Raw genomic sequence first — 23,115 nt, forward strand, 5'->3', positions numbered from 1 at the left:
TTATGAAAAAAAGATTCGTTCAATTTTCTTTTGTAATACGGCATCTAGAGACTTTACGAACCCTGCAAACTCATCTGTAGAAATCATATGAGTAAGAACTAAACGCCTGCCGTCTGGTGTTTCACCGCATAAGACGAACGAAGAAAACTCATATGTTTTTCCTTCTACTACTAATTTTGGATAGGAATATGTTCCATTCTTCTTTTTCTTTCCATCAATTGAGATGACGTTGCACTTTTTCTCATTGTTGTCCATGGTGAATCCCTCCTTTGTATTACTTATGGTAGACAAGGGGGGTTTAGAACAATAGAGAAGGGAGAATTTTTATGAATGTTGTAATAGAGCGTATTTCAAAAGAAGCTATGCCAAAATCTTTATTATTGCTTGCTGATCCAAGTGAACGTCAAATTGACGCGTATTTACAAAGAGGATTCATATATGCAGCGATAGAAGGTAAAAGGATAATAGGTGTATATGTATTGCTAGAAACAAGACCGCAAACGATGGAAATTATGAATATTGCCGTTGTAGAAGAGTTACAAGGGCGAGGTATAGGTAAGCAATTACTACATCATGCAATTGAAACTGCTAAAGAATATGGAATGTACAAACTGGAAGTAGGTACAGGGAATTCTAGCGTTTCTCAGCTTGCGTTATATCAAAAATGTGGATTTCGTATTTTTTCTATTGATTTTGATTACTTTTCGAAGCATTATGAAGAAGAGATCATTGAAAATGGAATTGTATGTCGTGATATGATTCGGCTTGCAATGGAAATGAATATGACAGTATAAATTACTTAGGGGGAAGAGAAGATGGAAGTACATAAAGCCATTACAGCACATTCTCGTAAACAAAATGAAATTGTAACAGTATTTTTACAGCTAGACGCGCAGCGTGAAGCGGCGATTGAAGCAGCAGTAGCACTTGCATCAAATGGAAAACATTTCTCAGTAGATGCAATTAATATGGTAACAAAGCAAATTAATGATTTGGCAAAACGTGGTGTTGCACCGCAACGTAAAATTGTTACAGAAGATATGGTTATGGAGTATGTAGGTCGTTTACAAGAGAAAGAAGGTCGCTAAGTATGATTGTTACAGTCGAATGGTTACGTGATCATATAGAAGATGAGAATGTCCGTATAGTCGATTGTCGTTTTGACTTAGCGAATCCAAATTGGGGAAGAGAACAATATGAGGACGAACATATTCCTCATGCGTTATATTTTGATCTAAATTTAGACTTATCAAGTCCTGTTATGGAGCACGGTGGTCGCCATCCACTGCCAAACATTGAGGAGTTTGTGGAAAAGCTTTCTCAAGCTGGTATTAATGAGACTACGACAGTAGTTGCATATGATAGTCAAGCTGGTGCAATGGCTTCTCGTCTTTGGTGGCTCTTAACATATGTAGGACACGAGAAAATATATATATTAGACGGTGGTTTTCCTGCCTGGAAAGAAGAAAGTTTAAATACGACAGAGGAAATTCCAACTATTGTACGAGAAAACTTTATACCAAAAATACAAGAAGAGTTGCTTGTAACGATGGAAGATGTCAAAGAGAAAATTCGTACAAATGCAGATGTTATATTAATCGATTCTAGAGAGCCAAAACGCTACGCTGGTATAGAAGAACTTGTTGATCCTAAAGCAGGTCACATCCCAACAGCAAAAAACTATTTTTGGAAGGATGGCATTCAAGAATCAGGACAATTTAAAAATAAAGATGAGCAGCAAGGACGATTCAAACACCTTAATAAAGAAAAAGAAACAATCGTTTATTGTGGCTCGGGCGTTACAGCTTGCCCAAATATAGTAGCACTTCAAATAGCTGGTTTTGAAGATGTTAAATTGTATGCAGGTAGCTGGAGTGATTGGATTTCTTATCCAGAAAATCAAATTTCAAAAGAAGAAGAGTAACCTCTTGCATGCAAAAATATTTTGTATTAAAATAAGGTCACAAGCAAGAAGTTACTTTAAAACATTATATTTTACACATTGTATACAATGTGATAATATAACGACAAGTAAATAATTCATCCTGCGGTGTACGTAACTTATTTATGTCTAAAACCGATGTTAGTTTTACGGAAGCTCAACATTTAGAGACCATCATCAAGCCTTCCTTGTGGAGGAAGATGTACGGTAGCTGTGAGGGCATCCACCTGCGAGTAGCGGGTTTTTGGACATTTACGAGGGACGGCACGTGCGGGGGGTCTTATTTCAACTAACAGTATATAAAATTCCTACGGTGTACGTAGCTTATGTATGTCTTAAACCAATAAGTATAATATGGAAGTTCAATATTTAAATATAGATAACAGGCCATCTTTTTAAGAAGGAAGTTACAAATATTTGTGAGAACATCCACCTGTGAGAGCAGGTTTATGGACATCTAGAGAGAACGGCATGTGTGGGGCTATATAAAAACCTTACGTTTATACGTAAGGTTTTTTTGTTTTTGGAAGCGTTCCTGTTATCTGCATTCACCTGTGAAATTTCCATAATACACATAACACTTTCGATCTTCATCAATCTCTCTTGAATCTAGAGTAAATTCCATATGCAGGCCATCTCTTTGAACATATATAATGTCTGAATGGAGAGAAGGTAAGATTTCTTCATACTTCCACACATCTTTACTTTCAATCAAAATTGAACCTAATTCCTGTAGTTCTCTAATCTCAAAGCCTATATGGGAATACGTAGAATCTGAAGAGTCGTTTGAAAATTCTTCTTTTTGAATATATAATACTGCTGTTCCGTCTGGATCTACCGAGGTCGCTGTAACGACATATGTATTTCCTTCTTTAATGAAATATTCACAAGTCATTCTTGCGACAATTTCAGAAATAGGTATATTTTTATAGTTCCATAAGGCGGGGTATTGTTTTTCTTCATCATTAAGCCGATATTCTAACCGCAATTTTATCCCTCATCTTCCTTTTTCTTCTACTTTATCATGGTTTCTTATATAATAAAAATATAATTCACAAAGGGGAGTGCAAAAGTGGTAAAAACGAAATGGCTAGTAGGTGGTGTCCTGACTTCTTTGATGACCGGCACCTTATTTGGTTGTACGCAAAACCTTCCTCCTGAACCGAATGATAATAGTTGTGCTGATTGGGATTGGGATGATGAACTTGGTGTATGGCGGTGTGATGATAATAATTCTAGTTACCGGGGACATTACTATTATGGTGGTAGATATTATCAAGATAAAACAACATTTAAAAGTTCACCTGAATTTAAAGTTTATCAATCTTCATCAGAGTATAAAGGCGGAATTGGAAGCGGTTCAAAGGGTGGGTTTGGAGGTTAAAACATGTCGCAATACATAAAGAAACGAAGTCAATTTTATTCAAAGTTCCCTCACTTTTGGTCTAATTTGTACGAGAGTGAGTATAGTCTTTTTCATGTTTTTCCAATAACTGAGCAAACTATGAAACAATTGAAATTAGCAACAGAACGAATGGGGAAAGTATTTTTTAAGACTGCTAGGCTTCTTCGGACTTTGTCCGATGCACAGCTTCTCGAACTTGGTTTTCCACCTGCAAGCTTGCCTTTTATTAGAATGAACCCCCTTTATCCTGAATCAGTTATTTCACGATTTGATTTTGTTGTGACAGGTGATGGTAGCATCAAAATGCTTGAGTTTAATAGTGATACTCCAACTTTTATAGTGGAATGCTTTCATATAAATGGAAAGGTTTGCGAAGAATTAAATTTTGACGATCCAAATAAAAATCAGGAGCGCCTTCTTTCTTCTGGTATTACAAAAGCAGTGATGGAGGCCGCTAAAGGAATAGAAAAACCGAACGTTATTTTCACAGCCCATCATGAAAATATAGAAGATTGGAATACTACTTTGTATTTGAGTCAGCTCTGTCAGGTTGAAAATAAAATGATACCCATGTCAGAGCTTAGAATTACTGCCGATGCTTTAGTGGACAGCGATGGTATATCAATTGATATTTTATATCGCCAAACATATCCGATTGAAGATTTGATTGAGGATCGGGATCCGGAAACTGGGGATTTAGTAGGAGTTGAGTTGTTACAACTTGTCAGAGAAGGAAAGCTCTTTATTATAAATCCTGTATCAGCCTTTCTGCTTCAGCCAAAATCGATTCAATGCCTTATTTGGGGATTAGCGGAGCAAGATGCTTTTTACACTAATGAGGAACAACAATGGATTAAAGAATATATGCTACCTACATATTTAGAACCAGATTTATTTTTAGGGAAAAGTTCTTATGTGCAAAAACCTTCTTTCGGTAGAGAAGGTGACACGGTTACAATTCGTGATCAGGACACTCATATTATGATTCGAAATACACATCAAACATATGCACAAGAACTTCCTGTATTTCAAAAGTATACGAAGCTTCCAGTTGTTCTTCTTGAGACTGAAAAAGGGAACGAGGAGTTGTCGTATGTATTTGGGGCATTTTTAATTGCTGGAAAAGCAAGTAGTATCGGTATACGTGCCGGTGAAAAAATTACGGGAAATGAATCATATTATTTACCAGTAGGAATTAAAAAAGGAGGATTATAAATGGTGAATTTTTTACTTTATTTAGCGGTTTCAATCGGTCTTTTATGCATTGGTCTCTTCCTTATGGAAGTGACAACAAAAGTAAAAGAATTTAAGCTAATGGCTCAAGGGAATAAAGCGGTAAGCTATGTACTTGGAGGAAGACTTCTTGGGCTTGCTATTGTTTTGTATTCAACTGCTGCGAATTCTATTTCACTTTTGGATATGGTTTCATGGGGAGCCGTTGGAATTTTAGCTCAGATTGTTGTATTCTATTTAGCTGAATGGCTCACACCACGTTTTAATATTAATCAAAGTATTGAAGACGATAATCAGGCTGTTGGACTTTTCCTTATGTTCTTATCTATTTCTATTGGAATTGTAATTGCTGGCTGTGTAACATATTAAAAACCTTACGCTTTAAACGTAAGGTTTTTATTTTTCGCTTGTTAATCCTTGTGCTATGTGTTCAATTTGTTTATCCATTATTTTTAGAAATGGTTCAGTTCGTTACTAGAGTAGATTAAGCCAAAGCTGGAGACTGAGCGTGAATATTTAGATGAAGTATATGTTGAAATTATAAACGAATAGGGAGATGTACGTATCTTGTTCAAGCTTGCCAACTGAATGTACGCGGTATATAAGACTTTAAGCAAAATTAGTATGAGAAGAGATATTTCGTTTTAAAAGGAATGTATATAAAATGGTGGTTGTAATAAGGAAAAGTTTCCATATAAGGTGTTGACATCTATTTTAAATAAGAGTAACATTTTCTATGTAATGAAAATAAGTCTCTGTTAGGTGAGGCTCCTGTATAGAGAAATGCTACTGCCCAAAAATGTCGAGAGACGCCAATGGGTCAACAGGAATGATCGAATTAAGGTTTTTCTTAACGTAGCTGGTAATGTACCTATGCTATACAGTGCTAAAACTCGGCGAGGGAGAGGTTCGGGGATTTCTAATTATATTAGGAATCGCTTATTTATGTATATAAAGACCTTTGCTCGTTTATGAGTATAGGTCTTTTTTGTTACCAAGCTATGAGGATTTTCATAGTATAATTCATAAATAAAAAATAAACGAGGAGGTGAGGAGCATGTCAAATTCTGACTCGGTTCCGTTACCCATATACTTCAAAACAAAAATATATGATGTAGGTAGGAAACGACTTGTTCCTCCCTCTATATTTATCATAAGGTAGCGTTCTATTTATAGTATTTGAACGCCATACACTTTCAAAATAAAGTGGATAAATTGAGAAACAAAGCGTTTCTTCCTATGTTATAAAGGAGGAGACGATCATATGTTATATGTAAATAAAACTGTGGGTAACACTTCTTATAAACCAAGTAAAAAATCAATAAAAGAACAAACAATGCTTCAAAAAAATAGAGATTTGTTAATTGAAATCGCAACAAGAGATGTAAAATCTGTATTTGCGTATTTTAAAACAACAAGAGATGGATTATCTATGAAAGAAGCGCAAAAGCGTATTCAAATGTATGGTCGAAATGAATTATCTTCGAAAAGAGCGCTTCTTGCTGAAGTCATAATGAAGCTAAGTGGAATGATTCCAGGGGTTTCAAAACAAAAAGTGGATAACGAGTTGCAGCGTGAAACAGTTACCGTTTCTAGAGTCGATGGATGTAATGTACAAGGACTAAATAATGAATCAAAAATGATGAAACTTCCAGTGGAAGAGCTTGTTCCTGGGGATATGATTTTTCTTACAGAGGGTGATACAGTACCAGCAGATGTACGTATTATTTATGCAAATGATTTATTAGTAAATGAATCTGTTCTAACAGGAAACGATGCGAGTATTGAGAAATTTGAAAGCTGTTATCATCTTGAGCGTAAACGATTCATTCCGTTAAAGCGAATGAAAGATTACAATCCGCTCCAACTGGAAAATGTATGTTTTAAAGGTACGTATATTGTTAAGGGAAACGCAAAGGCTGTAGTTATTTCAACAGGTAAAAATACGTATTCAGGAATCCTTCATACATGTTGTAGTAGAACGTTTTAAGCTGTTAATGATGCTAAATATACAAAAACACTGTATAATAGACAGAGTTGAACAGAAACGTAGAATGGTAATCTATTATAACCTTACGTGATAACGTGAGGTTATTATTTTTTTAGTAGGAGAGGAATTATGAAAAAAGTATTGTTAGTTGATGGTATGGCACTATTATTTCGTGCTTTTTACGCAACAAGTGTCTACGGACAATTTATGAAACGACAAGATGGTACCCCAACGAACGGGATTCATGGTTATATGAAGCATTTATTAACAGCAACACAAACGATCGAACCGACGCATATTGTAACATGTTGGGACATGGGAAGTACGACATTTAGAACGGAATCGTTCTCGAACTATAAAGCAAACCGTGTAGCACCGCCGGAAGAATTAATTCCACAATTTGATCTAGTACAAGAAATGACAGAGAAGCTATCTATTCCTGTAATTGGTCTGAAAGGTTATGAAGCGGATGATTGCATTGGTACGCTAGCGAAAGAATATTGTAATGACGCAGAAGTGTACATTTTAACAGGTGATACAGATTTACTTCAGCTCGTTGATGCGAATGTTACAGTTATGCTACTTCGTAAAGGAATTGGAAACTATGAGTATTATACACCTGAGAAAATTATGGAAGAAAAAGGCGTAGAACCTTGGCAAATCGTCCATGCGAAAGCTTTTATGGGAGATACAAGTGATAACTACCCAGGTGTAAAAGGAATTGGTGAAAAAACAGCGTACAAGCTTATCCAAGAATACGGAACAGTAGCGGCAGTGCTAGAAAATATATCATCATTAACGAAAGCGCAGCGCACAAAAATTGAAAGTGATTTAGAGAATTTAAATATATCTTTACAATTGGCGCAAATTCATTGTGAAGTTCCAATTTCATGCCCGCTAGAAGATGGATTGCATACAATTGATGAAGAAAAAATGCGATTTGTTTGTAGTGAAATGGATTGGGGAAGACCTGAAATATTAATAAATATGCTATAAGAAGTATTTAAAAGACTGATCAAATATATATCGGATCAGTCTTTATTTTTGTTCGAAAAATTGTCAGAAAATAAACTTAGTTTTCATATGAAGTTCAAATAGATTTCACAACAATCCTTTATGATAAGTCTACACAGATAATTACTTATCTTTTATATAAATCATCCTTTGATAAGTTATTTGTAATCGCTAAGGAGGAAAATAAACATGAGAAAAAAAATGAGAAAATCCTTTAAACAATTATTAATAGAAAATAAACAATCACTATTAAGCAATAAAGAAAATATGAAAGAAATAGAAGAAAGAATTGAAAAGCGTCATGTAGCATATAGTGGTGCTAGTAATTGAATAATATAAAACAAAAAAGATAGCCTATATAAGGGCTATCTTTTTTGTTTTATATTGAAAAGAATGATTTGCATTTTACACTTCATAATAAGTGCTATTTTTCTTTTAACTTAATGGTTAGCTTGTAAGTAGGCAAGATATATTTATAGTGTTTTTCTGTCAATATTTTATGATTTTCGAGGTTGAAATTGGTATATTCCAATTTTTGGGATTATGTATTCAAAATATTACCAAAAATGGTACAATACATTCGAAATTACTTTATAACATTGTCTGAATGTGAAAAAAGTGGAATAAAAAGAAAGGAGAGGAATATGAATAATGATGTCGCTTTGAAATGATTATTATCATTTCATTAGGAGTTGATGTAAAACGATGGAGAGGTATGAAGAGCTAGATTCTATAAGAGGAATTTCTGCACTTTTAGTAATGATTGGACATCATCTTATGATTTTTTCATCATATCAAAATTATCGTTATGAAGATAATAAACCATTTGTTGTATATCTATTAAAAGAAACGCCTGCTCGTATTATTTTTAGTAGTGGTAACGAATCAGTTATTGTCTTTTTTATTTTGAGTGGATTTGTTTTATATGAATCTATTCAAAAAAACTACAGCAGTTACGGAGTATACCTTTTAAAGCGTATATGTAGAATATATATTCCATATGTTGTGGCAATAATAATAGCTATTTTGTGCCAGCTTACAATGAGTCAATATGGTGTTTCTTATTTAAGCGAATGGTTCAACAGCTCATGGACGATTAAAAGTTCTTCAAATCTAATGATGCAGCATATTTTATTGATAGGAAAATATAATACAGATGCGTATAACAGTGTAATTTGGTCGCTTGTGCATGAAATGCGAATCTCAATTATTTTTCCGTTAGTTTTAATTGTTTGTTTGCGTAAAACAATTCGATATTCATTATTGTCTTTGTTTAGTTTCAGTATATGTTCTGTCTCGATATTGTATTTATTTCAATCGAGTTTAACATTAACAAGCTATGCATTAACACTGCACTATACGGTGTTGTTTTTATTAGGAGCACTAGTTGCGAAGTATAAAAATGATTTAATAATGTTTTATAGTAAGTGTACTAAAAATAAGAAAATTTTATGGTTTCTAGTGGCGATTTTGTTTTATATGTATGAAGGGGTTATTGGAGAAGTAAAGGTACTCAATAATTTTTTATTTCGAGACTACTTCGTAGCAATAAGCGCATGTCTATTTGTCATATTAAGTCTGTCAGTATCAACTTTTTCATCCTTGCTACGTAATAAATACTTGTTATATTTGGGGAGAATTTCTTACAGTCTTTACTTATATCATATTATATCTTTGTTTTCCCTTATATATATGCTTCATGAAATATTACCGTTAACTATTATTTTAATTATGTCGCTCATTCTTTCTTTTATACTTGCAACGATTTCGTATTTGTTTGTAGAGAAATTTGCATTCAGAGTAGGAAAGTATGTAACAAAACAAGCAGATGTAGAAAAGAAAGGGTTATCTGTACATTAACAGGATGCTATCAAGAAAAAGGCGGTGGAATAGTTGAAGCAAGAAATTAGTATAAAAGATTTTCAACAGTTACTGAAAAGAAGAGTATTGACAATAGTATTGACAATGTGTTGTTTAACAGCATGTCTAATTCTTATCTCTAAGTATGTGTTAAAGCCTTCATATCAATATTCAACGCAAATTCTTGTTGGGAATTTAGATGAGTTTAATAAGGAGAATGCAATGAATAAAACACAGGAAAATAAGCAGCTCGTAACATCGTATGTTGATATTTTAAAAAGCCCACTTATTATTTCAACAGTGCAAAAAACTTTGAATTTAGAACAATCGAGTTATGAATTAGCAAAAAAAATTTCGGTGGTGAATACGGATAATTCACAAATTGTTACTGTTACAGTAAAAGATTCGAATCCTAAAGTTGTGAAAGAAATTGTAAAGTCATTGGCAGAACAATCTCAAAAAAGCTTTCAACAGTATACTAACGTACAGGGAATAAAAATATTGACTGATCCAGAGCTACAGGAAAAAGCGGAAAAATTATTTCCGAAATTTCAACTCATTATTCCCATCTCTTTAATTGTTAGTTTGTTTGTTGGTATTGGATTAGCTGTACTTCGGGATTATTTTGATGAGCGTATAAATGTGGAACAAGATTTAGAGAAAATAACAACAGTCCCTGTTATTGGTCACATAAGTATGAAGCCGAAAAGAAAAAGAAAATCTACAGAGGTTGAAACACAATCATCTATATATAGAGGTGAACATGTCGATGTTTAAGATAAAGAAAAAGCCGGATCTCGATCTGCATGATGCTGTGATGAAAGAGCAATTCTATACAATATATCATGAGTTAAAAAAATCAGGAAAACAAGTATTCACAGTCAGTTCAACTAAGGACAGGGGCGTTGTTGCCTCGCTTATAGTAAATATGGGATTAGTTTTTGCAGAAATGAAGAAAAAAGTGCTACTTGTAGATGTGAATTTTTCTGATCCTAAATTACATCTACTGTTACAAAGCAATCGTATGACAACAATAAACGATATAATAATTTCTTCAACCTTAAATTATGAATCTTTTTCTAGTAGTGTTTCTGAATATTTATATTGTATCCCAGCACAAAAAACAGTACATAATGGAACGCCCTTAGTTGCTATGGATGAATTTGATAATGTAATAGACATGTGGAAAGACGAGTTTGATTACATTTTCTTTTATTCATCTGAAGTATTTGAGCTCCCTGCTACGCATATTATTGCGGTTAAATGTGATGGTATAGTTTTGGCGGTCGAAAAGCGAAAAGATTCGTTGCGTACAGTTAAAAAAGTAATAGCGAACATAGAAAAAAAAGAATGTGAATTGCTAGGTATAGTTTTATATTCTTGAATTTGGGGGTAACGATTCATGATTCGTGAAACAAACCAAGCTAAGGTGTATACTATTCCGGCTCAAGAAAAGGATAAGCTTTTGAATCGCAGTGTAAAACGCTTGTTTGATATTACATTTTCACTCATATTGTTACTTTTAATGATACCAGTTATGTTGTTCTTTTCTATTATGGTTGCTTTAGAAACATCAGGGTCTCCAATCTATTTTCAAGAACGTTTAGGAATTAAAGGAAAAAAATTCAATTTATTTAAATTAAGATCGATGGTTAGCGATGCTGAAAAGAACGGACCGCAATGGGCAGATGAGAACGATCCGAGAATTACAAAGGTTGGATTGTTTATAAGAAAAACGAGAATTGATGAATTACCACAACTTATTAATATTTTAAAAGGTGATATGTCTTTTGTCGGTCCTAGACCAGAGAGAGAGTATTTTTATGAACAGTTTGAAGCCTATATTCCTGAGTTCAGGCATCGTTTATTGGTGAAACCAGGGTTAACAGGGTGGGCACAAATAAATGGAGGGTATAATCTTGATCCGAAAGAAAAATTAGAATTGGATATGGAATATATTAGAGAGAAAACGATTAGGATGGATATTCGTATTTTATGTAAGACAATTCTTATTGTATGGAATGGGAATGGTGCAAGATAAAAACATAGTAAGTATGTTTTTATACAAATAATAGATTAATACAAAACAAATATAAGTAGGTTACATGCAAAGGAGAACTGGTATGGGTAGATCCATTCTAAATAATATTGTACATCTATTTTATAGTACGATTTTAGCTAACATTCTTCAGGCCATTAGTTTAATTGCTTTAGCCAACTTTTTTAATGCACAAAATTACGGGATGTTTAGTATTGCAATAGCATTGACGTTTGTTATGTTATTTTTTACAGATTTAGGACTTAGTAATACATTTCTTCGAGAAGGAGCAAAGGATGGAGTAGAATTAGGGACGATTTTATCTTCGTATATAAAAATAAGGATGCTTCTTCTTGTTGTTATTTCTGTAATTGGTTATATAGCCATTCATTATGTGTATGAGGATAGCAATTTAATTTATATGATGTTAAACGTAATGTTCCTGATGCTAATTGGACTTGCATGGCAAAATATAGGAGTTTCCTATTTTCAGCTTACGGAACGGATGAAATATATAGCACTTATTAAAGTTGTATCAGCAGCTCTTGTCATTATAATTACATGCTTCTGCATTTTCGGAGAACTACCAGTATATATGACGGCTCGTTTATATAGTTTTGGTTATATGCTAGGTGGTTTATTTAGCATACATGTAATGAGAAAAAAGATGGACATTAACATGAAGGTAGTAATTCATAAAGGATTATTATGGAATTTAGGGCCTTTTATTGTTAGCGGTTTTTTAATTATGAGCACACCGCAATTAGCACCTATTTTACTCAATTATACATTACCATTAAGTATGGTAGGTGTTTTTGCGGTCGCTTATCGAATGCCAGCAGCTTTATATCAAGTGCCAGGTGTGATTGCAGGAGCATTTTTTCCAGTGCTTTTTAAACATTATAACCAGAATCATATAGAAGAGCATACGAAATTAAATATGCTTCAAATAAAATCGATGGCGGTTGTAGGAATATGTATGACGATAGGCTTATATAATTTAGCGCCATATTTTATCTCTATATTTTTTCATGAGGAATGGAGTAATGCGGTAGAGCCACTCCAAATATTATCTTTTCTCATTGTGTTACAAAGTTTAAATATAGCTATCGCTGATGGTTTAACAACGAGTGGATTTCAAAATAAGAGAACCGCTGTGCAGTGTGTTGCTTTAGTGATTGGTGGAATTATGCTATATAGTTTAAGTAGTATTGGCGGAGTAATAGGAGCGGCTTACGCCATGGTTTTATTTGAGATAGTAGCTTTGATTGGATATATGGCAGTAAGTGTAGTGAGGAAAAAAATTATATTCCAAATTGTAATGCCTTATACAATTTATTTTGGTGTAACCTTTATAGGAGTACAATATGCATTGCATACATACAATTTGATTGCACTTGTTCTCAATACGATTATCGTAGTAGTTGGTATTTTTCTATATGATTATGAGTTAAAAAAACTTATTCTTTCGTTTATAAGAAAAACACGAAAAAAGGATTATATTACGAAACAGGGGATATAGCCTATGGAAAATAATATGCAAATTTCAATGAAATGGATTTTTCTTCTAATCTTGTTTGTTATGTTAAGTAAATACAACATATATATAGGATTTTCTTTGAAGATATATATGATCTTTTTAGTCATTTATTTTTGTTTAACTATTAAAGATTTTTATATTCGAAAGCTATATTTTCATGAGGTCGTTTTTTTACTGTTTTATTTCATCTATTGTTTAAGTGGTATTCTTTCTATATATTTAAGTGCTAGTATTCGTATGATTCTTGGCGTATTACTTGTTTTAGGATGTTATTTTATAATGAGGAATTTATTGGGGAATACAGAAATAGTAGTACTAGAATCATCCATTGTCTATGTAGGATTCGTTTTTAATATTGTGAGCCTCATACTCTATATAGTCGGGTTACAACATTTTGGATTATATGGTGGAGAAGAGAGAGAAATTTATGCTGGATTATTAGTAGATAGAGGATATCCAAGATTAATTGGATTATTGGATGATCCCAACATTTTCATTTTTTATAATACAATATTTTTTATGTACTATATGACGAATTTACATAATATGACTAATATAATAGGATTGATTTTATGCGTTACAACGAGTTTATTAACCTTTTCAAGAGGTGGGATTTTAGCAATTTTCCTCGTTATTTTTGTATATATATGTATGTCCAGTTTTGTTAAAAAAATAAAAATTATAATGGGTTTATTATTTTTCGGTGTTGTTATTTTTGGTATATCGAATGTAGTAATGGGTGGACAGTTAGATGATATATTGAATAAACGAATTTCTGATTTTTCACACGATAATGGGAGTGGCAGATTTACATTATGGGAAGCTGCTTTCAAATACTTTTTATCTAATCCATATATCGGTATTGGCGCGTTTAATTTTTCGAATTATTATGAGTACCAGTTTAATGAAAAACTATATGTGCATAATACATTTTTGGAAATTTTATCTGAATCGGGTATGATTGGTTTTCTTTTATATTGTGCCTTTTTATGTATTCTGATGATGAAGTTGGCTAAGTATAACTTGTTTCGTGAAAAACCATATCTTTTCTTAACGATGATTGCATTTTTACTTCAGATGATGTCATTGTCGCTTATTATTAACGAAGCTTTTTTCTTATTTTTAGCAGTTGTTGTGAAATACATTTCAATATATGAAGGAAGGGGAAAGATAGATGGTAAATTGTCTTTCAGTACATAATGAGGCGCCTTATGTTTCTATAATAACACCTTCTTATAATAGTTTACGTTTTATAGGTGAGACAATAGCATCTGTGCAGAGTCAATCTTATGAAAATTGGGAAATGCTTATCGTTGATGACGCTTCAACGGATCACTCGGCTGCGAAAATTAAAGAGATGATAAAAGAGGATTCGCGCATTCGGTTATTATTATTAAAGGAAAATATAGGTGCTGCTAAAGCACGAAATATAGCAATTAAAGAAGCAAAAGGAAGGTATATTGCTTTTTTAGATAGTGATGATATGTGGTTACCGAATAAATTGGAGACGCAATTGTTATTTATGGAAGAAACGGATGTTGCTTTTTCGTATACGTCTTATAGTTTAATAGATGAAAATGGTAAAAATCTGAATAGAGATGTGAATGTACCGAAATCTGTTGATTATCATTACTTAGCAGGTAATACAATTATTGGATGTTTAACGGTGATGATTGATCGTGAGAAGATCCCCAATATTGAAATGCCTAGTGTACAGCCTGAAGATACAGCATTATGGTTGCAATTATTAAATAAAGGATATGAAGCGAACGGGATACAGCAAGTGCTAGCAAAATATCGAATTGTTACAAATTCCGTGTCAAGAAATAAAATAAGAGCGGCTTTCCGATATTGGAAGTTATTAAGAGCGCAAAAGCCTCTTAATTTAGTGCAAACCTTCTTTTATTTTAGTAAGTATGCGTATCATGCGTATAGAAAAATAAAATCAATGTAATGGAGAAGACTCGATTATGAATATATTGTTGATGACAGATAAGTTGATAACTGGGGGAGCCGAGAGTTACTTTTGTAAACTGGAAAACCATTTGCAATACGAGAATTTAACAGTTTATACAGCTGCAGGTGATGGGGAATTATATCAATCTCTTGCTAGAAAAGAAAATTTCATTCTGCTCAGTCGATGGAATCATTTAAGGAATATATATTATTTACGAAAAGAGATTTGTAAACGAAAGATAGATATCATTCATGCAAATAGTATGCGAATGGTATTGTATGCTTTCCTAATTCAAAAGTTTATTAAAAGAAAGATAAAAGTCGTGTACACGAAACATAATGTAACGATACTAGAGAAGAAAATGCCAATAGTCTTTCGTTATTTCATGAATAAATATGTGGACTCTATTATTACTGTAAGTGAGTCTGAAAAGAACAATTTACTTTCCGTTCTTGTAGCAGAAGAAAAGATAAAGACAATATATAACGGTGTGGATATTGAAAAATTTTTATTTCAGCAGAAAAAAAAAGAATCTGTTTATAAGGTAGGTATACTAGCAAGATTATCAAAGGAAAAAAACCATCAATTATTTGTTAAAATTGCAGATGTGTTGAAAACGAGAAAAGATTTTTTGTTTTATATTGCTGGTGATGGACCTGAGAAAGAATCTATTATGAAAGAAATAGAAAAATATGATTTACAACAAAGTGTAAAGATGCTAGGCAATATTTCAGAACCACATGAGTTTATCGGAAATATGGATGTTTTACTTTTACTATCTTTTCGTGAAGTGTTCCCAATGGTAGTAATTGAAGCAATGGCTACAGGAACACCAGTTGTATCGATAGATGTCGGTGGAATAAATGAAGCGGTTATAGATGGAGAATCAGGTGTGTTAATTTCGAAATATTGCGAGTATGAATTCGCAGATGCAATTAAGGAATTACAAGAGAATGAAGAAATGATGAATAATGTGAGAGTGACGGCGCGAAAAAAAGCGGAGAGATATTTTTCATTAACTAAAATGGTAGAAGAAACGATATATATATATGAGTTAAGCAAACGATTATAAAAGTCGTTTGTTTTTTTATTATAGAAACTTTTAAGAAGAAAAAAACATATGATATGAATAATGGTATACGAGGAGTGAGTCTGTTTTGTCAGAATATATTTCATCACAAGAAGATTGTGCACCAGGAAGTAGTGTTCATATTGATTGTTTTGGAGCAGTTCCGAACTCAGGAAATGATAGTTCAGTAGCAATTCAACAAGCTATTGATTATTGTGTGGCGAATCGAATTTCAACGGTGAGAATTACGGGAGTAAATACGTATAAAATTTTAAAGGCAATCGTTATTAAAGAAAATGTAAGATTAGAGTTAGATCCTACGGTAACAGTACAAATTGATGGGAATTTTAATGCATTTGAACTGCAAAAGAATGCTTCTATTACAGGTGGTAACATTCAAGTCGTAAACCCGGTATTCCAATCGTCTGTTATTTATGTTCCCGGATCACAACAAATAGAAGTGCCTAATCAATCCGTTATATCAAATATAAATATTATAAATACAACTTCGTTATATAAAGGGATAGCTATACATTTTTATTGTCAAAAAGCGTGGGATTATATTAGCTTCTTTCAAGTTAACTTTATTCAAATTAAAAACTTTCAAATTGCAATTTATTTAAAAACAGAATATGTAGAGGATATTAATACTCCTTGCTGGATTAATGCAAATGTATTTCAATCTATATTTATTGATGGTTGTCAGTATGGAATAGAGGTCGACGGGAGTAGTGATTTACCAAATGAAAGTTCAGGAAATACATTTAGTGGCATTCAAGTACAATGTAGACAGCAAACAAAAAAAGTAATCCGTTGCTCAGGGGCATATAATTCATTTGATTGTATGATCTGGGATACGTACCGGATGAGTAGCGAACCAATCGTAATTGAATTTTCTTCTAATTCTCATCGTAACTACCTTTTTTCTAATCTGCTTTCAACAACTATTGTAGATAAGGGACAATATAATGTTTGTACGTCTACCTATGAGCAATCACTTCGAATTCAGTTACCGTTGACGCTAAATAAACCACATTTAATAGGGAATCAAGATGATATTTTAGTAAATGCTCCGATGAAATATAGCGTTAAGCAAGTAGCAGGGAAATTACCGTACGGAGGAAATCTCGCTAATTGCTTTAATTTAATAGATGAACAAAGTGTGAATTATATTGATATTCCAGATAATAATCCAGTTGTTTTTGAATTGGACTTTACGAAAAATCCGATAAAAATGTTGAATTGTCTTGGATTATATTTTGGCTGGGGAGAGAGCCCAAAGAAGATTCGAATTGAATATTTATTAAGTGCAAATGGAAACTGGGTTATTGCATCAGATGTTCCGTTAAATGTTGGAGATACGATCATATCAAATATGAAAGCGAGTCAGTTATATAAAGTAAGAATTACAATGAGTGGTTATGCTCAAGAGCATAAGCGGTTTCGAATTAATCGGATTTTTGCAAGGTCTTCTATGGAAAGTGGGAATGCTTGGTTAGCTACAACTGGCGGGAAAATATTTGGCGATATTGAGCTGGAAGCAAGTAAAGGTGTAATTATGAAGACTGCTAGTGGAGGGAAATGGAGAGTTACTATTGATGAAGCTGGCCAGCTTATTACGACTAAAATAACGTAAGTAATTATGAATAGTGAAAGGCTATTAAAGAAGCTTGTAGTTTGAATTAATCAAACTACAAGCTTTTTTATTGTTTTTAATTACTGCCACCAAATCCAAGTTCAGAAGTAATTTCTTATATTTTGAGGGGGAATTCGTATAAAGCGTTCACCGTCAAAGAAGTAATTTAAATTTGGAAGAGTTTCATCTGCGTTTTCTGGAACAAACGTGACGATGTTTTCGTTACTTGTAATTGTTATGGTAATAAGTGGACGATTTGGTAATGTGTATTGATATTCAATCGTACTAGTATTAGAAATTGGATTTGTTTGTGGAAGAGAAGTAACGCGAACTTGGAATAGGATAGTCGCGGTAGTGTTAGGTGGAATGATATCAATTTGTATACCGTTTTGTGGATTATCATTTGGATGAGCGCTACTGTTGACGATAACGCTATTTGCTATAAAGTTCGTATTTGCTGGAATGATATCTGTAACTGTAATATTGTCGGCATGTATATTTCCGTTATTTAAGATGGAAATTGTGTAAGGTATAATAAGTCTGTAAGTCAGCGTATTGGATAGGAGTTGTTTTAGTAGCTACTAAATTAGCGGAAATAACTTCAGTAAAGGTAAGGTTGCTAGGCGATGTTTGCTCTTCATCATTAATCGTATAACGAGAAGTTGATTGATTTTGAATGCGTCCATTAGCTGGAAGCGCTAATCCAGTAACAGAAAATGTGATAGGAATAGTAACATTAGGAGCAATCATCCCTACAAATATATCAGTACTTGGATTTGCATTAAGTTGAGGAACGTTATTTACTAAAATACTACCGTCTATAAAGGTCGTTCCCTCTGGAATATTATCTGTAAATACAACCGTAAGCGCATCAGTGTTACTTATATTCGTTAAGTTTGTCGTGTAAGTTAAAACATTGCCAATTGTTATAGAAGCCATAGCAGCCGTTTTAAGGGATACGATATCGGCATCATTAATTTGTATGAATATTGTATTTGACGTGGTAGAAAACCGATTCGTAATGGGCATGTTATCACCTCATTTACAATATAGTCTTGGTCAAAATGGGATATGTGTATGGTGGATAAAGGGAAACATGTACAAGTTGATTCGTAAAGGATGATTCAAAAGTCTAAATATGAAGATGGAGAATGATTAAAATGAAAATAAGTGTGGATCGTCTTAGTATAGAAAAATTAGAGGAGATTGTTGTATTATCATCTTGTATTGGATGGGATTATAGTTTAGAAGAAATTGAAACGATTTTGAATTCAGGTATTGTATATGGTGTATGGAATGAGAGGGGAGAGCTCGTTGCTAGTGCAGCGATTATATTATATGGAGAGAAATTAGCATCTATCGGTATGGTCATTGTTCATCCTAATTATAAAGGAAGAGGGATTGGGAAAATGATAACAGAGGCGTGTATAAGAAGGGTTTCAGAAAAGACGCCGATTATGCTTATTGCTACAGAAGATGGGAAGCCTTTATATGAGAAATTAGGATTTCAAGTTGTTAGTCATGTTTCAAAATACATATGTAATGAATATAGTAAGTCGCCTAAATATGAAAGGAATACAGAATATATTTTCAATTGTGAAGAAAAGGATTTAAAGGAGATTGCAAAAATAGATGAAATGGCATTTGGTGTAAATAGAAGAAGATTTTTAAAGTGTAGGATTAAACAAAGTCAACAATGTGTAGTTGCCAAGGATAAAGAGAATAATGTAATCGGATATGGTATGAGTATACAAACTCCAGAAAATAGAATAATAGGACCAATCGTTGCTCCGAATGATATGATGGCCAGTAGTATTGTTTATTATTTAGCAAAAGAGTGTAATGGAAAACTTAGAATTGATGTACCGGAAGGAAAAGTAGCATTTATGAAAGAATTAGAGAGCTTCGGTTTTCAAAAGATAAATCAACCGCCAATTATGATGAAGAACAGTGATAGATTTTTGAAACGAAATGGTGAACTATATAGTATTGCAGCTCAAATTTTTGGATAAAAAAGAATCCTTGTAAAGTAAAGGATTCTTTTTTGTGGTTAACCTATTCACGATATTGGTCATGAATTGGTTGAAAGAGGTCCTCCTCGATATTTCTAACAACGGAAAAATGATCAACGTTATAATGACCGTGTAGAGTTTTATTATGGTGTTCGATAATTTGCTCTGCAGATAAGACTGTAGAATCAATTGTTGAATGGCCATTTTTAATTAATGTAACATCGAATCCTTGTACAGTGGCTGTTCTAACAGCAGTGTCGATGCAATGTTCGGTTTTACATCCACCTATAACAAGATGACTAACCTTCTCTTCTTTTAACAGGTCATGTAAAGGAGTCCCGTAAAACGAATTTGTTGCTTGTTTATTTATTGTTATTGCAGATTGAGGTATTTTAATTTGATTATGTACTTCAAAGCCATCTCCTTGACCAGAAGCAACATCAGTATCTCTTACGAAAACGATAAGGGCATTTGCTCTTATTGCTTGCTGTACAGCGGTATTTAGTGTAGCTAATAGCTCGGTTTTACGGAAAACTTCATTTTCTTGTTCGTTTCCATCAATTAGTTCTTGTTGAGCGTCAATAATTAATAGTGCTTGTTTCATTGTGTCTCCCCTTTAATATAGAATAAATTCCACTTTACATATTCCTTAATATAGTAGAGAAATCCTCTATTGTCAGTGAAGTAAACGATCGATTTACAAAGTTGTCAAAGAAATTTCATTCTCATGGAGTGTAAAAACATGTATGATAAGAAGTGGAGAATTTTTGAGTAGGTGGGAATATCATGCAAACAGTAGAAGATTATCTTTCATTCTTACATACGAAAGGATTTAAATTATCAGAGGAAGCACAGGGGTTTATTATGTTCGGACAAGGATATACTGGTGCATCTGATGGAATTGTGAACGCGGCGATTGAAGCGACAATTAAACATCAATTACAGTTTGATGGCAGTTATTTTGTTGCGTTATTAGAACGATTGAAAGAAGAAGAAATTACAGATAAAAAAAGCGCAAAGGCTTTTATGCGGAAGTTACAAGCGTAACTTCACGCAGCCTGCGCTTCTTTTTTTGTTTTTGAAGGAAGTTCAACGAAAATCATGCCTAAGAAAATGCAAAGACACCCAATAATTGCTGATATTGAAAGTTGTTCGTTTGCAACGAGAACACCTGTTAATGCAGCGAAGACAGGTTCCATTGCGAAAATAATTGCTACTCTTGTAGGGGAAGTATGTTTTTGTGCAGATGTTTGGATGAAAAAGGAAATTGATGTTGCGAATAGGGAAGTTAAAAATAAGGCGAATAAAAAGGAATGATTCGTCCATAAAGAGATAGAGAATAATTTTTCTGAATCTTCAAACAGAAAAGCGCAAATAGAAGAAAAGATACCAACAGCTAATACTTGAGATGTGCTTAATAATAAAGGAGAGATTTTTGTTGAAAAGAATCCGTTAATAAGGATATGTGCTGCGAAGGCAACGGCACAACCGAGAACGAGTATATCTCCTATGTTTAATTGAAAGGAATCACCAGCTGTTAATAAATATAAGCCTGCTGTTGCAGCAGTAATACCAAGTATGATAAAAGGTGTAGCTCTTTGTTTCAAAAAGATAAACGAGAGAACGGGAACCATCACAATGCTAAGACCAGTTAAAAATCCAGCTTTAGAAGAAGTTGTATAGAGTAAGCCGAATGTTTGCAATAAATAACCGATAAATAAAAAGAACCCGACAACTAAGCCAGCGGCACTACTATGCTTAATTTCTTGTTTTGAAGTTTTTTTCGTGAAAATTATTTGAACAAATAATAAAATAATGCCAGCGAACAGAAAGCGAACGCCATTAAAAGTAAATGGCCCGACAAACGACATAGCATTTTGAACGACAACAAACGTTGCTCCCCAAATAAATGAGACAAATAATAAAGCAAGCGGAGCAATCCACTCTTTTTTCACACCAATCCCCCCGTTAATTTTGTGAAATGGCTTTTCTTGCTAATTCATCAGCGACTTTATTTTGGCTACTTGGAATCCACTTTATAAAGAAGAGATCAAATTGTTTAATGTACTTCAAAGCTTCTTCTAAAAGTGGTGCGAACATTTGGTTTTTAGCATACTCTTTTTCAACAGCGCGTTCAACAAGTTGAGAATCTGTGCGAAAAGATACAATGTTATAATTATGTTCTGTGCAATATTTTAATGCCGCAAGTAAAGCATGGTATTCTGCTTCGTGATTGGACATTGTTCCAAGTGGTAATGATAATTGTACAGGTGGCTGTACACCTTTAATAAAAACTCCAGCACCAGAAGGACCAGGATTTCCTTTTGATGCACCATCGATATATACTTCAATCAAAATTAGAAACCTCCATTTATAAGATCATCCCCTACTTGAAAAACTTCTACAAATAGGGGAGAGAATACATTATCCAATTGTAATGTTATAACGACATGTAAATGTTTCATTCGCTTGTAATGATTGAATTCCTTTTTTATCTTTGAAATCTTTTGCTGGTTCTACTTCATCAGCAATTCCATACCAAGGTTCAATGCATAAGAACGGTGCGTTATCCCCTTGTGTCCAAACACCAACAAATGGGAAACCTTCAAATGCTACTTTTACGAATTTATTATGTTTATGAGAGCGGATCGAAATTTCATTTGTATTCATATTTTCAAAAATAAGTGCATCATTTTTAAATAAATCATATGTAAGTGGTAATTCTTCAGTGCTTTCAGCAATTAGTTGCTTTTCATTAGAAAGAAATGGTCCTTCTAGTACATTTGTTTCTAAACGTTCGGAGCCATTAAAGGCTAAATAATAGTCTGTAAATGATTCACCATCTAGTAAAGGACAGTTGAATCCTGGATGTGCTCCGATTGAGAAGTACATCTCGTTTGAAGTAGGATTGTTTATTTCATAAGTAACATGTACATTTTGTTCGTCTAATTCATAAGAAATGAGTAATTCAAATTTGTACGGGTATTTTTGTAACGTTTCTTCATTACTAATAACGATATAAGTGATTTTTGATTCACTTTGCTCTTTTACAGAGAATGTAAGGTCACGTGCGAAGCCGTGTTGTGTTAATGAATATGGTTTACCATCTACGTAATATGTGTTGTCCACTAATCGACCGACAATCGGGAATAAAATTGGTGCACGTCGTCCCCAATAAGCAGAATCTCCTTGCCATAAATATTCTGTGTTATCTTCTTTTAAGCGAACGCTTTGTAATTCTGCACCTTTTTCAGAGATGGAAATGATCAATTTTTCATTTTGAATTGTTGCCGTCATGAAGTGAAACCTCCTAAATCTTTCATATATTTTATTATACGTTGTCCATTAGAAAAAAGGTAGTTAATGATATGAATCTATTGACGAAAGAGTGCCTATTGCGTAAAATATAATCTTGTTGC

Annotated in this window: 25 protein-coding genes, 2 other RNA genes, 2 pseudogenes and 1 riboswitch; of the genes and pseudogenes, 22 read left to right on the forward strand and 7 right to left on the reverse strand. The window is 33.3% G+C overall.

Annotation, left to right across the window (positions count from 1 at the left end):
- Window positions 1-255: a DUF3931 domain-containing protein gene (locus DJ93_RS20510; RefSeq protein ID WP_017152456.1), complete on the reverse strand. Its 255-nt coding sequence runs from the start codon at window positions 253-255 to the stop codon at window positions 1-3.
- A gap of 71 nt (window positions 256-326) precedes the next feature.
- Here DJ93_RS20510 and DJ93_RS20515 point away from each other — a divergent pair, with 71 nt between their 5' ends.
- From DJ93_RS20515 to ssrS (DJ93_RS30970), 5 genes are all read left to right on the forward strand, one after another.
- Entirely contained in the window at window positions 327-794 is a 468-nt protein-coding gene (locus tag DJ93_RS20515; RefSeq protein WP_042982918.1) for a GNAT family N-acetyltransferase, read from the forward strand.
- 21 nt (window positions 795-815) lie between these two features.
- Window positions 816-1,088 carry a DUF2533 family protein gene (locus DJ93_RS20520; RefSeq protein WP_042982919.1) on the forward strand — a complete coding sequence of 91 codons (273 nt, stop codon included), beginning with the start codon at window positions 816-818 and terminating at the stop codon, window positions 1,086-1,088.
- A gap of 2 nt (window positions 1,089-1,090) precedes the next feature.
- Window positions 1,091-1,924 carry a sulfurtransferase gene (locus DJ93_RS20525; protein WP_042982920.1) on the forward strand — a complete coding sequence of 278 codons (834 nt, stop codon included), beginning with the start codon at window positions 1,091-1,093 and terminating at the stop codon, window positions 1,922-1,924.
- Window positions 1,925-2,039: 115 nt separating this feature from the next.
- Window positions 2,040-2,223, forward strand: a non-coding RNA gene (gene ssrS, locus DJ93_RS30965) — 6S RNA.
- Window positions 2,224-2,244: 21 nt separating this feature from the next.
- A non-coding RNA gene (gene ssrS / locus DJ93_RS30970) (6S RNA) lies at window positions 2,245-2,428 on the forward strand.
- A gap of 52 nt (window positions 2,429-2,480) precedes the next feature.
- Here ssrS (DJ93_RS30970) and DJ93_RS20530 read toward each other — a convergent pair.
- A complete protein-coding gene (locus DJ93_RS20530) occupies window positions 2,481-2,930 on the reverse strand; it encodes a hypothetical protein (RefSeq protein WP_042982921.1) in 450 nt (149 codons plus the stop codon).
- An 84-nt stretch (window positions 2,931-3,014) separates the two neighbouring features.
- On the opposite strand from DJ93_RS20530, the gene DJ93_RS20535 reads away from it, so the two are divergent.
- The 15 genes and pseudogenes from DJ93_RS20535 (at window position 3,015) to DJ93_RS20605 (ending at window position 17,684) form a co-directional block, all read left to right on the forward strand.
- Window positions 3,015-3,326, forward strand: a complete 312-nt coding sequence (locus DJ93_RS20535; protein WP_042982922.1) for a hypothetical protein — start codon at window positions 3,015-3,017, stop codon at window positions 3,324-3,326.
- 3 nt (window positions 3,327-3,329) lie between these two features.
- A complete protein-coding gene (locus DJ93_RS20540; protein ID WP_042982923.1) occupies window positions 3,330-4,562 on the forward strand; it encodes a glutathionylspermidine synthase family protein in 1,233 nt (410 codons plus the stop codon).
- Complete coding sequence (locus DJ93_RS20545) at window positions 4,563-4,949, forward strand: DUF350 domain-containing protein (protein ID WP_042982925.1); 387 nt, start codon at window positions 4,563-4,565, stop codon at window positions 4,947-4,949.
- 378 nt (window positions 4,950-5,327) lie between these two features.
- Window positions 5,328-5,491, forward strand: a riboswitch (M-box (ykoK) riboswitch).
- A 353-nt stretch (window positions 5,492-5,844) separates the two neighbouring features.
- Window positions 5,845-6,570, forward strand: coding sequence for a P-type ATPase actuator domain-containing protein (locus tag DJ93_RS20550; protein ID WP_042982926.1), 726 nt, complete (start codon window positions 5,845-5,847; stop codon window positions 6,568-6,570).
- A gap of 129 nt (window positions 6,571-6,699) precedes the next feature.
- Complete coding sequence (locus tag DJ93_RS20555) at window positions 6,700-7,566, forward strand: 5'-3' exonuclease (RefSeq protein ID WP_042982927.1); 867 nt, start codon at window positions 6,700-6,702, stop codon at window positions 7,564-7,566.
- Between the two features lie 207 nt (window positions 7,567-7,773).
- Complete coding sequence (locus DJ93_RS20560) at window positions 7,774-7,914, forward strand: FbpB family small basic protein (RefSeq protein ID WP_042982929.1); 141 nt, start codon at window positions 7,774-7,776, stop codon at window positions 7,912-7,914.
- A 375-nt stretch (window positions 7,915-8,289) separates the two neighbouring features.
- Window positions 8,290-9,444 (forward strand): acyltransferase family protein, encoded by a 1,155-nt coding sequence (locus DJ93_RS20565; RefSeq protein ID WP_042982930.1) that lies wholly within the window; start codon window positions 8,290-8,292, stop codon window positions 9,442-9,444.
- 33 nt (window positions 9,445-9,477) lie between these two features.
- Entirely contained in the window at window positions 9,478-10,221 is a 744-nt protein-coding gene (locus DJ93_RS20570; RefSeq protein ID WP_042982931.1) for a YveK family protein, read from the forward strand.
- On the forward strand, window positions 10,208-10,828 hold the full coding sequence (locus DJ93_RS20575) for a CpsD/CapB family tyrosine-protein kinase (RefSeq protein WP_042982932.1): 621 nt from the start codon (window positions 10,208-10,210) through the stop codon (window positions 10,826-10,828). Before DJ93_RS20570 ends, DJ93_RS20575 begins: the two co-directional genes overlap by 14 nt.
- An 18-nt stretch (window positions 10,829-10,846) precedes the next feature.
- A complete protein-coding gene (locus DJ93_RS20580; protein ID WP_042982933.1) occupies window positions 10,847-11,485 on the forward strand; it encodes a sugar transferase in 639 nt (212 codons plus the stop codon).
- Between the two features lie 82 nt (window positions 11,486-11,567).
- Complete coding sequence (locus DJ93_RS20585) at window positions 11,568-13,004, forward strand: oligosaccharide flippase family protein (RefSeq protein ID WP_042982934.1); 1,437 nt, start codon at window positions 11,568-11,570, stop codon at window positions 13,002-13,004.
- Window positions 13,005-13,007: 3 nt separating this feature from the next.
- Window positions 13,008-14,222 (forward strand): O-antigen ligase family protein, encoded by a 1,215-nt coding sequence (locus DJ93_RS20590; RefSeq protein ID WP_042982935.1) that lies wholly within the window; start codon window positions 13,008-13,010, stop codon window positions 14,220-14,222.
- Window positions 14,197-14,996: pseudogene (locus DJ93_RS20595) on the forward strand (glycosyltransferase family 2 protein). The gene DJ93_RS20590 and the pseudogene DJ93_RS20595 overlap by 26 nt, the downstream one beginning before the upstream one ends.
- A complete protein-coding gene (locus DJ93_RS20600) occupies window positions 14,993-16,051 on the forward strand; it encodes a glycosyltransferase family 4 protein (protein ID WP_042982938.1) in 1,059 nt (352 codons plus the stop codon). Before DJ93_RS20595 ends, DJ93_RS20600 begins: the two are co-directional and overlap by 4 nt.
- 85 nt (window positions 16,052-16,136) lie before the next feature.
- Window positions 16,137-17,684 carry a glycoside hydrolase family protein gene (locus tag DJ93_RS20605; RefSeq protein WP_042982939.1) on the forward strand — a complete coding sequence of 516 codons (1,548 nt, stop codon included), beginning with the start codon at window positions 16,137-16,139 and terminating at the stop codon, window positions 17,682-17,684.
- A gap of 221 nt (window positions 17,685-17,905) precedes the next feature.
- Here DJ93_RS20605 and DJ93_RS30975 read toward each other — a convergent pair.
- Window positions 17,906-18,692 (reverse strand): annotated as a pseudogene (locus DJ93_RS30975) (hypothetical protein); the annotation flags it as partial.
- A 152-nt stretch (window positions 18,693-18,844) separates the two neighbouring features.
- On the opposite strand from DJ93_RS30975, the gene DJ93_RS20615 reads away from it, so the two are divergent.
- Entirely contained in the window at window positions 18,845-19,696 is an 852-nt protein-coding gene (locus tag DJ93_RS20615) for a GNAT family N-acetyltransferase (protein ID WP_080743547.1), read from the forward strand.
- A 43-nt stretch (window positions 19,697-19,739) separates the two neighbouring features.
- On the opposite strand, the gene DJ93_RS20620 is transcribed toward DJ93_RS20615, so the two are convergent.
- Complete coding sequence (locus tag DJ93_RS20620) at window positions 19,740-20,300, reverse strand: isochorismatase family protein (RefSeq protein ID WP_042982943.1); 561 nt, start codon at window positions 20,298-20,300, stop codon at window positions 19,740-19,742.
- A gap of 182 nt (window positions 20,301-20,482) precedes the next feature.
- Between DJ93_RS20620 and DJ93_RS20625 the strand changes: the two genes are divergently transcribed.
- Entirely contained in the window at window positions 20,483-20,743 is a 261-nt protein-coding gene (locus DJ93_RS20625) for a DUF6123 family protein (RefSeq protein WP_001195212.1), read from the forward strand.
- Between the two features lie 2 nt (window positions 20,744-20,745).
- Here the strand turns inward: DJ93_RS20625 and DJ93_RS20630 are convergent, their stop codons facing one another.
- From DJ93_RS20630 to DJ93_RS20640, 3 genes are all read right to left on the reverse strand, one after another.
- Entirely contained in the window at window positions 20,746-21,651 is a 906-nt protein-coding gene (locus DJ93_RS20630; RefSeq protein WP_042982944.1) for a DMT family transporter, read from the reverse strand.
- A gap of 13 nt (window positions 21,652-21,664) precedes the next feature.
- Entirely contained in the window at window positions 21,665-22,051 is a 387-nt protein-coding gene (locus DJ93_RS20635) for a reverse transcriptase-like protein (protein WP_042982945.1), read from the reverse strand.
- Window positions 22,052-22,120: 69 nt separating this feature from the next.
- Window positions 22,121-22,993: an aldose 1-epimerase family protein gene (locus tag DJ93_RS20640; protein ID WP_042982948.1), complete on the reverse strand. Its 873-nt coding sequence runs from the start codon at window positions 22,991-22,993 to the stop codon at window positions 22,121-22,123.
- Window positions 22,994-23,115 lie beyond the last annotated feature (122 nt).

Origin of the sequence: Bacillus clarus, assembly GCF_000746925.1 — a bacterium.
Lineage (GTDB): Bacteria > Bacillota > Bacilli > Bacillales > Bacillaceae_G > Bacillus_A > Bacillus_A clarus.

Coding starts and splice junctions, on each gene's coding strand:
- DJ93_RS20510 (WP_017152456.1), bottom strand. CDS start 255: ATGGACAACAATGAGAAAAAGTGCAACGTCATCTCAATTGATGGAAAG.
- DJ93_RS20515 (WP_042982918.1), top strand. CDS start 327: ATGAATGTTGTAATAGAGCGTATTTCAAAAGAAGCTATGCCAAAATCT.
- DJ93_RS20520 (WP_042982919.1), top strand. CDS start 816: ATGGAAGTACATAAAGCCATTACAGCACATTCTCGTAAACAAAATGAA.
- DJ93_RS20525 (WP_042982920.1), top strand. CDS start 1,091: ATGATTGTTACAGTCGAATGGTTACGTGATCATATAGAAGATGAGAAT.
- DJ93_RS20540 (WP_042982923.1), top strand. CDS start 3,330: ATGTCGCAATACATAAAGAAACGAAGTCAATTTTATTCAAAGTTCCCT.
- DJ93_RS20545 (WP_042982925.1), top strand. CDS start 4,563: ATGGTGAATTTTTTACTTTATTTAGCGGTTTCAATCGGTCTTTTATGC.
- DJ93_RS20550 (WP_042982926.1), top strand. CDS start 5,845: ATGTTATATGTAAATAAAACTGTGGGTAACACTTCTTATAAACCAAGT.
- DJ93_RS20555 (WP_042982927.1), top strand. CDS start 6,700: ATGAAAAAAGTATTGTTAGTTGATGGTATGGCACTATTATTTCGTGCT.
- DJ93_RS20560 (WP_042982929.1), top strand. CDS start 7,774: ATGAGAAAAAAAATGAGAAAATCCTTTAAACAATTATTAATAGAAAAT.
- DJ93_RS20565 (WP_042982930.1), top strand. CDS start 8,290: ATGGAGAGGTATGAAGAGCTAGATTCTATAAGAGGAATTTCTGCACTT.
- DJ93_RS20575 (WP_042982932.1), top strand. CDS start 10,208: ATGTCGATGTTTAAGATAAAGAAAAAGCCGGATCTCGATCTGCATGAT.
- DJ93_RS20580 (WP_042982933.1), top strand. CDS start 10,847: ATGATTCGTGAAACAAACCAAGCTAAGGTGTATACTATTCCGGCTCAA.
- DJ93_RS20585 (WP_042982934.1), top strand. CDS start 11,568: ATGGGTAGATCCATTCTAAATAATATTGTACATCTATTTTATAGTACG.
- DJ93_RS20590 (WP_042982935.1), top strand. CDS start 13,008: ATGGAAAATAATATGCAAATTTCAATGAAATGGATTTTTCTTCTAATC.
- DJ93_RS20600 (WP_042982938.1), top strand. CDS start 14,993: ATGAATATATTGTTGATGACAGATAAGTTGATAACTGGGGGAGCCGAG.
- DJ93_RS20615 (WP_080743547.1), top strand. CDS start 18,845: ATGAAAATAAGTGTGGATCGTCTTAGTATAGAAAAATTAGAGGAGATT.
- DJ93_RS20620 (WP_042982943.1), bottom strand. CDS start 20,300: ATGAAACAAGCACTATTAATTATTGACGCTCAACAAGAACTAATTGAT.
- DJ93_RS20625 (WP_001195212.1), top strand. CDS start 20,483: ATGCAAACAGTAGAAGATTATCTTTCATTCTTACATACGAAAGGATTT.
- DJ93_RS20640 (WP_042982948.1), bottom strand. CDS start 22,993: ATGACGGCAACAATTCAAAATGAAAAATTGATCATTTCCATCTCTGAA.